Annotated in this window: 13 protein-coding genes and 1 riboswitch; of the genes, 6 read left to right on the plus strand and 7 right to left on the minus strand. The window is 74.2% G+C overall.

Annotation, left to right across the window (positions count from 1 at the left end):
- Position 1: 1 nt before the first annotated feature.
- Complete coding sequence (gene bfr / locus ACIP37_RS08900) at positions 2-481, minus strand: bacterioferritin (protein ID WP_363582962.1); 480 nt, start codon at positions 479-481, stop codon at positions 2-4.
- A gap of 221 nt (positions 482-702) precedes the next feature.
- On the opposite strand from bfr, the gene ACIP37_RS08905 reads away from it, so the two are divergent.
- The gene (locus ACIP37_RS08905) at positions 703-1,332 is read left to right on the plus strand and encodes a molybdopterin-dependent oxidoreductase (protein ID WP_063347259.1); all 630 of its coding nucleotides are present in this window, start codon (positions 703-705) and stop codon (positions 1,330-1,332) included.
- A 28-nt stretch (positions 1,333-1,360) separates the two neighbouring features.
- On the opposite strand, the gene pknB is transcribed toward ACIP37_RS08905, so the two are convergent.
- The 4 genes from pknB to thiO all read right to left on the minus strand — a co-directional run bounded on the left by pknB (position 1,361) and on the right by thiO (position 5,493).
- Entirely contained in the window at positions 1,361-3,148 is a 1,788-nt protein-coding gene (gene pknB / locus ACIP37_RS08910) for a Stk1 family PASTA domain-containing Ser/Thr kinase (RefSeq protein WP_400805700.1), read from the minus strand.
- A 119-nt stretch (positions 3,149-3,267) separates the two neighbouring features.
- Positions 3,268-4,065, minus strand: coding sequence for a thiazole synthase (locus tag ACIP37_RS08915; protein ID WP_363582958.1), 798 nt, complete (start codon positions 4,063-4,065; stop codon positions 3,268-3,270).
- Between the two features lies 1 nt (position 4,066).
- Positions 4,067-4,321 (minus strand): sulfur carrier protein ThiS, encoded by a 255-nt coding sequence (gene thiS, locus ACIP37_RS08920; protein WP_400805637.1) that lies wholly within the window; start codon positions 4,319-4,321, stop codon positions 4,067-4,069.
- Complete coding sequence (gene thiO / locus ACIP37_RS08925) at positions 4,318-5,493, minus strand: glycine oxidase ThiO (RefSeq protein WP_400805639.1); 1,176 nt, start codon at positions 5,491-5,493, stop codon at positions 4,318-4,320. The genes thiS and thiO overlap by 4 nt, the downstream gene beginning before the upstream one ends.
- A gap of 3 nt (positions 5,494-5,496) precedes the next feature.
- A riboswitch (TPP riboswitch) is annotated at positions 5,497-5,609 on the minus strand.
- A gap of 84 nt (positions 5,610-5,693) precedes the next feature.
- Here thiO and ACIP37_RS08930 point away from each other — a divergent pair.
- The 3 genes from ACIP37_RS08930 to thiE are packed head-to-tail and all read left to right on the plus strand — an operon-like array spanning position 5,694 to position 7,960.
- Positions 5,694-6,902, plus strand: coding sequence for an FAD-dependent oxidoreductase (locus tag ACIP37_RS08930; protein ID WP_363582952.1), 1,209 nt, complete (start codon positions 5,694-5,696; stop codon positions 6,900-6,902).
- A 42-nt stretch (positions 6,903-6,944) separates the two neighbouring features.
- The gene (locus ACIP37_RS08935; RefSeq protein ID WP_350884398.1) at positions 6,945-7,310 is read left to right on the plus strand and encodes an Rv2175c family DNA-binding protein; all 366 of its coding nucleotides are present in this window, start codon (positions 6,945-6,947) and stop codon (positions 7,308-7,310) included.
- The gene (gene thiE, locus ACIP37_RS08940) at positions 7,310-7,960 is read left to right on the plus strand and encodes a thiamine phosphate synthase (protein ID WP_363628785.1); all 651 of its coding nucleotides are present in this window, start codon (positions 7,310-7,312) and stop codon (positions 7,958-7,960) included. The genes ACIP37_RS08935 and thiE overlap by 1 nt, the downstream gene beginning before the upstream one ends.
- A 56-nt stretch (positions 7,961-8,016) precedes the next feature.
- Here thiE and ACIP37_RS08945 read toward each other — a convergent pair whose 3' ends face one another.
- Positions 8,017-9,123, minus strand: a complete 1,107-nt coding sequence (locus ACIP37_RS08945; protein WP_400805642.1) for a polyprenyl synthetase family protein — start codon at positions 9,121-9,123, stop codon at positions 8,017-8,019.
- 220 nt (positions 9,124-9,343) lie between these two features.
- Between ACIP37_RS08945 and metF the strand changes: the two genes are divergently transcribed.
- Positions 9,344-10,264, plus strand: coding sequence for a methylenetetrahydrofolate reductase [NAD(P)H] (metF, locus tag ACIP37_RS08950; protein WP_363582946.1), 921 nt, complete (start codon positions 9,344-9,346; stop codon positions 10,262-10,264).
- A gap of 218 nt (positions 10,265-10,482) precedes the next feature.
- Positions 10,483-11,385, plus strand: a complete 903-nt coding sequence (locus ACIP37_RS08955; RefSeq protein WP_400805645.1) for a hypothetical protein — start codon at positions 10,483-10,485, stop codon at positions 11,383-11,385.
- An 18-nt stretch (positions 11,386-11,403) separates the two neighbouring features.
- Here the strand turns inward: ACIP37_RS08955 and ACIP37_RS08960 are convergent, their stop codons facing one another.
- On the minus strand, positions 11,404-12,900 hold the full coding sequence (locus tag ACIP37_RS08960; protein WP_363618871.1) for an NAD(P)/FAD-dependent oxidoreductase: 1,497 nt from the start codon (positions 12,898-12,900) through the stop codon (positions 11,404-11,406).
- Positions 12,901-12,939: the final 39 nt, after the last annotated feature.

Genomic DNA, 12,939 nt, shown 5'->3' on the forward strand with positions numbered 1-12,939 from the left:
CTCAGGAGTCCGGCTGCTCGATCACCTGGGCGAGGTAGAGGGCTTCGCCGAGCTTCTCCAGGAGCTCCAGCTGGGTGTCGAGGTAGTCGATGTGGTGCTCCTCGTCGGCCAGGATGTCCTCGAAGATGTTCGCCGAGGTGACGTCGTTCTTGGCGCGCATCACCACGATCCCGCGCTTCAGCCGGTCGATCGCCTCGACCTCGATCTGGCGGTCCGCCTCGAACATCTCCTTGACCGTCTGGCCGATCCGGACGTGGAACAGCCGCTGGTAGTTCGGCAGCCCGTCCAGGAAGAGGATCCGGTCGGTGAGAGTCTCGGCGTGCTTCATCTCGTCGAAGGACTCGTGCCGGGTGTACTTGGCGAGCTTCGTCCAGCCGAAGTTCTCCTGCATCTTGGCGTGCAGGAAGTACTGGTTGATCGCGGTGAGCTCCGCGGTGAGCTGTTCGTTGAGGAACTCGATGACCTCTGGGTCGCCCTGCATGGCTGGTGCCTCCCTGCGCTACGGCCTGTTGTGACTCCTGCGCTGCGCATCCTGGCATCGAAATGGGAGAAAATTCCAGTAAGTTCACACTCACTAGGACATGTTTTGGAATATCCGATTTGAGCCGATACGGGCCCGATCACCGGTTCTTGGGGGCGGGGCGTGTGGTCGCGCGAAGGGGCGCGCACGGCGCGTCGGCCGCCGTCTGTCACCATGGAGTCATGGGTCAGTCCGAACAAGAACCGCTTCCGCCGTCTGACCCGAGGCTCCCCCCGGGGCAGCGCGTGCAGCGCGGCTGGCCCGCCCTGCACTACGGGCCCGTACCCCGCTTCAAGCCGCTGACCTGGGACCTCCAGGTGTTCGGCGCCACCGCCTCGGCGGAGAAGCACAGCTGGGACTTCGAGGCCTTCCACGCCCTGCCGCGCACCACCGTCGTCGCCGACCTGCACTGCGTCACCAAGTTCACGCTGCTCGGCAACGAGTGGTCGGGCGTGCCGGCCGCCGCCCTCCTCGACCTGGAGCCCCCCGCGCCCGGCGTCACCCACGTGATGGTCTGGGCCGAGTACGGCTACAGCGCCAACCTGCGGCTGGCCGACTTCGCCGACCCGCGGACGATCTTCGCCACCCACCGCAACGGCGAGCCGCTGACCGCCGAGCACGGTTTCCCCGTCCGGCTGATCGTCCCCGGGCTGTACGCCTGGAAGGGCCCCAAGTGGGTCCGCGCGGTGGAGTACATGCGGGCCGACCGCCGGGGCTTCTGGGAGGAGCGCGGCTACCACAACCTCGCCGACCCGTGGCGCGAGCAGCGTTACTCCCACCAGGAGGAGCCGGGCGACGGCCCGCTGCGCTGAGGGCGGGCCGACGTTCGGAGGAATCCCCTTAGAAGAAGGGGAAGTTGACCGTCACCGCGGTGTGCTGCGGGCGCCGCTCGCCGGCCGCCGGGGACTGACCGGACACCTTGCCGGTGCCGAACAGATTGACCCCGCTGGTCTGCATCGTGAAGCCGGCCGCCTGGAGCGCCTTCGCCGCGTCGTCCTTGCTCATCCCGGTGACGTCCGGGACGGGCACCATGCCCTTGCTGACCACCAGCGAGACCGCGGTGTTCTCCTGGAGCAGCTGCCCGGCCGCCGGCGAACTGCTGATCACCACGCCCTCCGGCACGGTGTCGTCGTACGTCCCGGTCACGCCGCCCCTGGTCAGCTGGGCCGCGGTCAGCGCGTCGGCGGCCTGGTCGGCGGTCTTCCCGGCCAGGTCCGGCACCGCGATCCGCTTGGGGCCCCTGGAGACGGTCACCGTCACGGTGTCGCTCTTGCGGGTCCGCGCGCCCACCCCGGGGTCGGTGGCGATCACCTGCCCGGCCGGGACGCTCTCGCTGAACGCCTCGACGAAGCGGCCGTGCATGCCGTCCTTGTCCAGGATCCGCTGCGCCTCGGCCCGGTCCTTGCCGAGCACGCCGGGCACCGGCCCGTACAGCCCTTCGGACAGCCCGTACGTCGCACCGCCGACCGCCAGCACCAGGGCGGTCAGCGCGGCGACCCAGATCAGCGGCTTGCGGGGGAGGCGGCGCAGCAGGCCGGGCCGGCGCCCGCGCACCGGGGTCGGCTCGTCGTACGGGCGCGGCTCGACCAGCAGCTGGTCCAGCAGCTCCGCCGGCACGTCCAGCACGCTGGTGGGCTCCGGCGCCCCGGCTGCGGGCCCCGCCGGCTGCTGGATCACCGAGGTCGGCTCGCTGGTCGGGTAGCGCGGGCTGGGCCGGGTGGAGGCCGGCGGCTCCGCGTCCAGCTCGGCCGGGGTGAGCGTGCGGCGGATCCGCTGGAGGGCGGCGAGCAGTTCGACCGCGTCGTACGGGCGGGCCTCGGCCGTCCGGGCGCAGGCGCCGGCCACTATGGCGTCCAGCCCGGGGCCGACGGCCGGGGCGATCAGCGAGGGGGCGGGGACGTCCTCGTGCAGGTGCTTGTACATCACCTGGACGGGGTTGTCGCCGGTGTGCGGGCGGCGGCCGGTGAGCATCTCGTAGAGCAGGATGCCGGCCGCGTAGACGTCGACCCGCTGGTCGGTGGGGGCGTCCGGGAGGATCTGCTCGGGGGCCAGGTAGGAGACGGTGCCGAGGACCGTGCCGCCGGTCGCGGTGCTGGTCGAGGTGCTGGTCGAGGTGGGCGCGCCGTCGGCGGTGCCGAGGACCCGGACCAGGCCGAAGTCGGCGACCTTGACCAGCCCGTCCTCGGTGATCAGCACGTTCTCCGGCTTGACGTCCCGGTGCACCAGCCCGGCCCGGTGGGCGGCGCCGAGGGCGGCCAGCACCGGCTCCAGCACGTCCAGCGCGGCCCGCACGGACAGCGCGCCGCGGTCGCGCAGCAGGTCCCGCAGGGTGCGGCCGGGCACGTACTCCATGGCGAGGAAGACGTTGGCGCCGTCCGCGCCCTGGTCGAAGACGTTCACCACGTTCGGGTGGGAGAGCCGGGCGACGGCCTTGGCCTCGCGGATGAACCGGGCGGTGAAGCCGTCGTCCCCGGCCAGCGCGGGGTGCATCACCTTGAGGGCGACGACCCGGTCCAGCCGGGTGTCGGTGCCCTTGTAGACGGTGGACATCCCGCCGGTCGCGATGCGCTGCTCGACCCGGTACCGGCCGTCGAGCAGGGTACCGATCAGGGGGTCGTGCAGTGCCATGTCCACCCGGAGAGTCTAGGGCCGCAGGCGGCAGCCGGACCCGGAGGACATCGCCTCCGGGCCCGGCTGTGCCCGGTTTGTGACACGGCACACGCGGGCGGGTGCCGTGCGCCAGGGCGTCAGAACGCCGGGTGCTCGCGGGTGTCCAGCTCCGCCCGGCCGGCCATCGCCGAGGAGGCCTCGGCGTGGAACCGGCGCGGGATGCGGCCGGCCCGGTGGGCGAACCGGCCCGCCTCGGCGGCGTGCCGCATCGCCTCGGCCATCAGCACCGGGTCCTGCGCCCTGGTCACCGCGGAGGCGAGCATCACCGCCGCGCAGCCCAGCTCCATCGCCAGCGCGACGTCCGAGGCGGTGCCGGCGCCCGCGTCCAGGATCACCGGGACGCCCGCGTCCTCCACGATCAGCTGGAAGTTGTGCGGGTTGCGGATGCCCAGGCCGGAGCCGATCGGCGAGCCCAGCGGCATGATCGCCGCGCAGCCGACGTCCTCCAGCTTGCGTGCCAGCACCGGGTCGTCGTTGGTGTACGGCAGCACCGTGAAGCCGTCGTCGACCAGGGTCTCGGCGGCGTCCAGCAGCTCGATCGGGTCCGGCAGGAGGGTCCGCTCGTCGGCGATCACCTCCAGCTTCACCCAGTCGGTGCCGAGCGCCTCGCGGGCCAGCCGGGCGGTCAGCACGGCCTCCCCGGCGGTGAAGCAGCCCGCCGTGTTGGGCAGCACCCGGATGCCGTTGCGGGTCAGCACGTCCAGGACGGAGCCCTGGGTGCCGGCGTCGACCCGGCGCATCGCCACGGTGGTCAGCTCGGTGCCGGAGGCCAGCAGCGCCCGTTCCAGGATCTCCAGGCTGGGTGCGCCGCCGGTGCCCATGATCAGCCGGGAGCCGAAGGACTCCCCGGCGATGGTCAGCAGGTCGTCAGCCATGTCAGCCTCCCTGGACGGCGGTGAGGATCTCGATCCGGTCGCCCGCCGACAGTTCCGTGGCCGGCCACGAACTGCGCGGCACCACGGCCTCGTTGAGGGCGGCGGCGACGCCGCTGTGGGCGGCGCTGAGGGTGGCCACCACCTCCGCGAGGGTGGTCGTGGCGGACACCCGGCGGGGCTCGCCGTTGACGGTCAGCCCGATCTCGGCCGGTGTGGTCTGGGGTGGTGTGGTCTGGGGTGGTGCGATCTCGGTCATGCGGAGGCCTTCGTGGTGGAGCGGTCGGGGGAGAACCGGGTGGGCGTGAACGGCTTTGCAAGCTCGGGGAGTTCGCCGGTCGCCAGGTACTCGGCGAGCAGGTCGGCGGTCACCGGGGTGAGCAGCACGCCGTTGCGGTAGTGGCCGGTGGCGGCGACCAGCCCGGGCAGCGCGGTCGGGCCCAGCAGCGGGGCGTTGTCCGGCGAACCGGGACGCAGCCCGGCCGAGGTCTCCAGCAGCGGGAGTTCGGTGATGCCCGGCACCAACTCGTGGGCGTCGCGCAGCAGTTCGTACACCCCGCCGGCGGTGACCGTGGTGTCGTAGCCCTGCTCCTCGGTGGTCGCGCCGATCACCAGCTCGCCGTTCTCCCGGGGCACCAGGTACAGGTGCTGTCCGCGCACCACCGCGCGGACGTTGCGGGACAGGAACGGCCGGTACGCCTCGGGGATCCGCAGCCGCAGGATCTGCCCCTTCACCGGGCGGACGGCCGGCAGCACGCCCTCCGGCAGCCCGGGCAGCCGGTGGCTGTGCGGGCCGGCCGCGAGCACCACCTGGTCGGCCCTCGGTGTCTCGCCGGTGCCGAGCCGGGCGCCGACCGCGCGGCCGTCCTCGACCAGCAGCCCGACGGCCTCGGCCCGGTGGAGCACGACCCCGGCGAGCTCGCAGGCGGCCACCAGGGCGGTCAGCAGCCGGCGGGGATCCACCTGGTGGTCGTCCGCGACGTGCAGGCCGCCGCGCACGCCGGGGGCGAGCATCGGCTCCAGCCTGCGGGCCTCCCGGCCGGTCAGCCAGGCCGAGTCCAGGCCGAGCCGCTGGTGGAAGGCGTGCAGCTCGCGCAGTTCCTCGCGGTCGTCGGAGTCCAGCGCGACGGCGATCGTGCCGCACCGGCGGTACCCGGTGTCCAGGCCGCCGCTCGCCTCGGTGAGCTCGGCGGCGAAGTCCCCGTACCGCTGGTTGGAGGCCATGCCGAGGCGCAGCAGCGGCTCCTCGCCGTACTGCAGCTCGGTGACCGGGGCGAGCATCCCGGCCGCGACCCCGGCCGCCCCGCCGCCGGGGGAGGGGTCGACCACGACGATGTTCCCCAGCCCGCGCTGCGCGGCGCGCCAGGCGACGGCGAGGCCGATGACGCCCCCGCCGATCACCAACACGTCGGCGTGGGTTTCCTCGGGCAAGCGTGACAAGGCTGCTCTTCTCCCTTCGCCGGAATGACCCGGATCAGGTTCGGACGGTCGCGGGCCGTGCCAGCCCGCCTCTCAGCCCGGTACGCCGGGCTCCCGTGATGGTGCCCCCACCATAACGCCGGGGGCGGGCCCGGCCGAAGGCCCGTACGCGGGGTGGACGGGCCGGTGGCCCCGGCAGGGCGCTGAGTACAGTGACGGGCGTGGCAGAGCTGAACGGAACGGATCAGGTGGTCGTCGTCGGGGCCGGGCTGGCCGGGGCGCAGTGCGCCCTGAAGCTGCGGCAGGGCGGCTGGCGGGGGCGGATCACGCTGGTCGGGGAGGAGCCGCACGCGCCGTACGACCGGCCGCCGCTCTCCAAGGACGTGCTGCTCGGCAAGGCCGACGCCACCACCCTGGACATCGACTACCCGCACCTGGGCATCGAACTGCTCACCGGCCGCCGCGCGACCGGCCTCGCCCCCGGAGTGCTGCACACCGACGCCGGCGACCTCCCGTACGACGCCCTGGTGATCGCCACCGGCGCCACCCCGCGCGCCCTGCCCGGCGCCGAGCGCGCGCACCTGCTGCACACCCTGGACGACGCGCTGGCGCTGCGTGCCCTGCTGCGGCCCGGCCTGCGGCTGGTGCTGGTCGGCGCGGGCTGGATCGGCGCCGAGGTGTCCACCGCCGCCCGCGCGGCCGGCTGCGAGGTGACGGTGGTCGAGGCGGGCCCGGCGCCCGTCCCCGGCGCGCTGCCGGCCGAGGTCGGTTCGGCGATGGCCGCCTGGTACGCCGAGGCCGGTGTCGACCTGCGCTGCGGGGTCGGCGTGGCCGCCGTCGAGGAGGGCGCGGTGCTGCTGGCGGACGGCTCGCACCTGCCCGCCGACGAGGTCGTGGTCGGCGTCGGCGCCCGGCCCGCGACGGGCTGGCTGGCCGGTTCCGGCGTCGAGCTGGACGGCACCGGCGCCGTCCTGGTGGACGGGCGGCTGCGCACCGGCCTGCCCGGCGTCTTCGCGGCCGGGGACTGCGTCAGCTACCCGTCCGCCCGCTCCGGCGCCCGGCTGGCCGTCCAGCACTGGGACCACGCGTTGCAGTCCGGCGAGGCCGTGGCGGCCGCCGTCCTCGGCGCGGACGCGCCGCCGTACGACCCGGTGCCGTACTTCTGGTCGGAGCAGTTCGGGCGGATGGTCCAGTACGCCGGGCGGCACGCCGAGGGCGACGAACTGCTGTGGCGCGGCGGCCCGCAGGACGCCTCCTGGACGGCGCTCTGGCTGCGCGACGGGGTGCCGAGCGCGCTGCTGGCCGTCGACCGGCCGCGCGACCTCACCCAGGGCCGCCGGCTGATCGAGCGCGGCACCGCGCTGGACCGGGCCCGCGCGGCGGACCCCTCGGTGCCGCTGAAGTCGGCGGTCGCGGGGTAGCGGCTGGTGCGCGGGGGGCTGTGGAGGTGGCAGTCTGGTGGCGTGAGTGAGATTGAAAGCAAGATCGAAGCCCTGGTTTCCGAGTGGATGTACCTGCCCGACATCTCGGAGCAGTGGGGGGTGCGCGTCACCGAGGTGCGCGACCTGGTCCGCAGCGGCGGGCTGATCGCCGTCCGGCGGGGCCCCAACAAGTCGCTGCAGGTCCCTGCGGCGTTCATCGACGGCCAGGGGCTGGTCAAGCACCTGTCCGGCACCCTGACCGTGCTGCGCGACTGCGGGTACAACGACGTGGAGATCCTGGAGTGGCTCTTCACCGAGGACCCGTCGCTGCCCGGCAGCCCGATCCAGGCGCTGCAGGAGAACCGCGGCACCGAGGTCAAGCGGCGCGCCCAGGCGATGCTGATCTGATGGCGGCGGACGCACCGCGCCGGCGGCTGGCCGACGCCCGGCTGTACCTGTGCACCGACGCCCGCCGGGAGCAGGGCGACCTCGCCCAGTTCCTGGACGCGGCGCTGGCGGGCGGGGTGGACATCGTCCAGCTCCGAGACAAGGGCTTGGAGGCCAAGCAGGAGCTGGCGGCCCTGGAGGTCTTCGCGGACGCCTGCCGCCGCCACGGCAAGCTGCTGGCCGTCAACGACCGCGCCGACGTCGCGCACGCGGCCCGGCCGGACGTGCTGCACCTCGGGCAGGACGACCTGCCGGTGCCGGCCGCCCGGGCGATCCTCGGCGACGAGGTGCTGATCGGCCGGTCCTGCCACGCCGAGTCCGAGGTGGACGCGGCGCTCGCCGAGCCCGGCGTGGACTACTTCTGCACGGGCCCGGTCTGGCCGACCCCGACCAAGCCGGGCCGCCCGGCGCCGGGCCTCGGCCTGGTCTCGTACGCGGCGAAGCAGAGCACCGACCGGCCGTGGTTCGCCATCGGCGGCATCGACCTCGGAAACCTCGACGAGGTGCTGGCCGCCGGCGCCCGCCGGATCGTCGTGGTCCGTGCCATCACGGCCGCCGACGACCCGCAGGCCGCCGCCGCCGAGCTCGCCCGGCGGGTGCGCTCGGCCTGACGGCCCCGGGGGCCGTCACCGTTCCCCGTACCTGCGGATCCCCCTGCGTGCGGATCTCAGTACTTGCGGACGGTGGCGGCCTCGGCCAGGGCCAGCAGCACCGTGCGGGCCTGCTCGTCGGCCAGCGGCGCCGCCTCCAGCGCGGCCAGGGACTGCCGCATCAGCTCGTCGATCCGGCGCTCCACCCGCTCGGGCGCGCCGCTGCGGGCCACCAGGTCGCGCAGCCCGGCGACCTCCTCGGGCACCAGGTCCGGCGCGCCGAGCCGCTCGTCCAGGTGCCGGGCGTCGGCGGCCGGCAGGCCCCGCATCGCGTGCGCCACCAGCAGGGTGCGCTTGCCCTCGCGCAGGTCGTCCCCGGCCGGCTTGCCGGTGACCGCCGGATCACCGAAGACGCCGAGCAGGTCGTCCCGCAGCTGGAAGGCCTCGCCCAGCGGCAGCCCGAACGCCCCCAGCGCCGCCACCAGCTCCGGGCCGGCCCCGGCCAGCAGCGCGCCGACCTGGAGGGGCCGCTCGATCGTGTACTTCGCCGACTTGTAGTGCAGCACCGTCTGCGCCCGGTCGAGCGCGCCCTCGTCGGCGGAGTCGCCGGCCACCGGCTCCAGGACGTCCAGGTACTGGCCGACCATGACCTCGGTGCGCATCAGGTCGAACACCGGCTTGGCGGCCAGCACGGCGGCCGGCTCCAGGCCCGAGCGCAGGAACAGCTCGTCGCACCAGATCAGCAGCAGGTCGCCGAGCAGCACCGCCGCCGAGGCGCCGTACTGCTCGCGGTCGCCGCGCCAGCCGTTCGCCCGGTGCAGCGCCTCGAAGCGGCGGTGGATCGAGGGCAGGCCGCGGCGGGTGTCGCTGCGGTCCATCAGGTCGTCGTGCACCAGAGCGCTCGCCTGGAGCAGTTCCAGCGCGGCCGCCGCGTTCGCGATGCCCTCGCCGCCGGCCGGGCCGCCGGCACTGCGCCAGCCCCAGTAGCAGAAGGCCGGGCGCAGCCGCTTGCCGCCGTCCAGCAGGAAGTCGCGCAGGGCGTCGGCGGCGGGCACGAGCTGCGGGGAGATCTTGTCCAACAGGGCGGACTGGCCGTCCATGAACGCGGCGAGGGCGGCGTTGACGCACGCGCGGACGTCCTCCACGTCTATGGGGTTGGCCGGCCGGTTGCTGGACGAGGTCACGATGAGGCTCCGCTGGTTCGCTGGGGTGCAGCAAGCGTAGCGGGGTAGCCGGGAACGAATGTGCGAGCGGGCGTGCGCGCGGGCGTGCGGGCACACCCGGCGCGGGCCCCGAACGCCGGTCGGAATTCGACGGACCACCGGACGGAGTATCGTCCACCGCTTGTCTCAATCCGTGGTACCGAGTTGTCCGGCCCCTTCGAACGCCGGATAACCTGCCAGCATGGCACTCGGCATCGCTTCCACCAGACCGGACCGCGCACTGACGGTCCGCGAACTCCTGGCAGCCGGAAAGCGGTCCTTCTCCTTCGAGTTCATGCCCCCGCGCACCGAGGTCGGCGAGCAGAGACTCTGGGACGCCATCCGTCGGCTCGAACCGCTGGACCCCAACTTCGTCTGCATGACGTACGGCGCCGGCGGCTCCTCGCGCGAGCGCACCGTCAACATGGTCGGCCGGATCGCCACCGAGACCACGCTGACCCCGGTCGCCCACCTGACCGCCGTCGACCACTCGATCGCCGAACTGCGCAACATCATCGGCCAGTACGCCGACCAGGGCGTGCGCAACGTCCTCGCGGTCCGGGGGGACCCGCCCGGCGACCCGATGGGCGAATGGGTCAGGCACCCCGACGGCGTCACGTACGCGTACGAGCTGGTCGAGCTGATCAAGGGCATCGGCGACTTCTGCGTCGGCGTCGCCGCCTCGCCGAACATGCACCCGCGCTCCACCGACTGGGACGAGGACATCCGGCACTTCGTCGGCAAGGTCCGGGCGGGCGCCGACTACGCGATCACCCAGATGTTCTTCGAGGTCGACGACTACCTGCGGCTGCGCGACCGGGTCACCGCCGCCGGCTGTGAGACGCCGATCATCCCGGAGATCATGCCGGTCACCAACGCCAAGCAGCTGGAACGCTTCCCCCAGCTGAGCGGCTCCGCCTTCCCCGCCGACCTGGAGGCCCGGCTGCGGGCCGCCGTCGACGACCCGGCGGCGCTGCGCGCGATCGGCATGGAACACGCCACCGCGATGGCCGAACGCCTCCTCGCCGAGGGTGCGCCCGGCCTGCACTTCATCACGCTCAACCACTCCACGGCGACGCTGGAGATCTACCAGAACCTCGGCCTGCACCAGCGCCACGCGTAGGCCCCGTCCGGCGCCCCGTCGGGGGTCCTGCGCCGGGCCGATCGGGCCCGCGGGCCCGGACGTTCACCGGCCCGTCACCGCCCCGACGGTGACGGGCTCGGTCGTGTGGGCCCCGGCCGCGACCGGCGGGAACGCGATGCGGTACCCCGGCCGTTGAACCGGTACAGTCGCCGCACACGCGCGGCGAGCGCGGGCACGCGACTGGAGGTAGCGGGCGGATGGGCATCGGATACCTGCTGCTGTACGTCGCGTTGGCGGTGGTGGCGCTCTGGCTGGTCGCCGAGGTCCTGCTGCAGAACCGGGCCCCGCTGCACTGGCGGGCCCTCGCCCTGGTCGGCTTCCTGGCAGTGGCCGCCGGCATGGTGCTCGGCTCCGTCCCGGTGATCGGCGCCGGCGCCGCCCTCTTCGCGGCCGGCCAGACCTTCGTCACCCTCTCCGTCAAGCGCGGCTACCGGGCCGGCTGGTCGCTGCGCAAGGCCGACGGCTCGCTGCCCGGCCCGCTCGCCAAGGTGCCCCTGCTCGGCGCCCTCACCGGCGGCGCGGCCGCCGTGGCCGCGGTCGAGGCCACCGACAAGCGGATCGGTGAGGTCAGCGCCGTCGAGGAGGCCCCGGTCGCCGCCCCCGCCCCGGTTGCCGAGGACGTCCCCGAGGTCGAGCAGACCGCCGCCTTCGAGATGCGGGAACTCGCCCAGGACGGCGTCTACGCGCCCGCCTACTACGAGCAGCAGCAGGCGCAGGCGCCGCACGACCCCTACGCCGAGGCCTACCAGTCCGGCTACGACAACGCCGCCCAGCCGCAGCCGGCCTACGAGCAGCAGCAGTGGCAGAGCCAGCAGCAGCCGGCCTTCGCCTACGACCAGGGCTACGGGGCCTACCCCCAGCAGTCCGACCCGTACAACGGCTACCCGCAGCAGGACCAGTACCAGTCCTACCCGCAGCAGCAGCCCGGCTGGGAGCAGCACCCCCAGCAGCAGTGGCAGACCCCGCAGCAGCACCCCGAGCAACACCTGGAGCAGCACCCCGGCCAGCAGCCGGGCCAGCACCCCCAGGGCATCCCGCAGCAGCAGTCCTACGACCACACCTACGGCTACCAGCAGCAGAACACCTGGCCCCAGGGCTGAGGTCCGGCGCCAGGGCCCCTACGCCGGGCCGATCAGGTTGGCGGCGATGCAGGCGGACATGCCGGCCCGGGCCAGTCCGCCGCCGGGGTGGGCCGCTCCGCCGATCAGGTAGAGGCCGGGGACGGGCGACTCGTTGGCGGGCTGGAGCCATCCGCCGCCGTCTCCGGCGAGCGCGGGGCGGGGGACCGACCCGCCGAGGGCGCCGGTCTCCCGGCGGGTGTCGTCCGGGGTGCGCACGACCCGCCACAGCACCCGTTCGCGCAGGCCCAGGCCGGCGGCGTCGGCGTGCGCCAGCAGCCGGTCCGCGTGGCGCTCGGCGACCCCGGGCGCCGTCCAGTCGACGTCGCCCTGGGCGGGGACGGTCGCGGTCAGCACCACGCTCTCGTGCGCGTCGTCGGGGCGCAGCGAGGGATCGTCCGGGCGCAGCACCTGGAGGGTGGGGCGCTCGCAGGGCGGGGCCGGGAGGGTCAGGGCGTTCTGCTCGGCCGCAGGGTCGGCGGCGTGCACCACCGTCCGGTGCGGGGTGCCGGCCGGCCGGGCGCCGCGCAGCGCGAGCAGCACGCTGAACCGGCCGGGCACCTCGGACGGCTCCCCGTGGTCGGGCCCGAGCTCCGGCCACCGGGCGAGACCGTCACGGAACAGCGCCCTGGTGTCCATCGAGGAGACCACCAGGTCCGCGTCGATCCGCCCGCCCGGGGTGTCGACGCCACGGGCCCGGCCGTCCTCGACCAGTACCCCGGTGACCGGGGTGTCGAAGCGGAACTCCACCTTGCGCAGCTCGCAGCGCCGGTGCACCGCGTCCGCCAGGGCCCGCAGGCCGCCCCGGACGTACCAGACGCCGAAGGACTGCTCCATGTACGGCAGCACGGTGGCCCCGGCGGGGGCGGACCCGGGGGGCAGGCCGAAACGCAGGGCGTGCTCCGCCAGCAGGGCGGTGAGGCCGGGGTGGCCGCCGAGTTCGCGGGCGGCGACGTCGGCGAGGGTCCACGGGCGGGGCCGGCCGAGCCGGGCGAGCAGGCCGCGCCGGGGCGGGACGGGGTAGGGGTCGGTGTGCAGCGGCGACCGGTCGGCCGGGAGCGGCTCCTCCAGGAGCGGGCGGCGGGTGGCCTCCCAGACCGTCCGGCCGTGGTTCATGACCGCGCTCCAGCGGGCGCCCGAGCCGGCGCCGAAGGCGGCGTCCAGGGCCTGGCTGACGCCGCCGCGGGAGGCGTTGGGCAGGCTGACGGCGGTGCCGTCCGGGAACAGGTGCCGGCTCTCCGGGTCCACCGGGGCGAGGTCGACGAGCTGCTCCAGCGGCTCCTTGCCGGTCTTCAGCGCGAGGTCGCGGTAGACGGCCGGGAGGGTCAGCAGGCCGGGGCCGGTGTCGAAGGCGAATCCGTCGCGCTCGTACCGGCCGACCATGCCCCCGTACGTGCCGCCGGCCTCGCAGACCGTCACCCGGTGTCCGAGGGTGGCCAGCCTGGAGGCCGCCGCGAGCCCGCTCATTCCTGCGCCGATGATGACGATCCGTGCCATGGCACCTGATCCTAGGCCGTGACCTGGGCCGGGCCGGAC

This window comes from Kitasatospora sp. NPDC088861, assembly GCF_044750105.1.
GTDB lineage: Bacteria > Actinomycetota > Actinomycetes > Streptomycetales > Streptomycetaceae > Kitasatospora.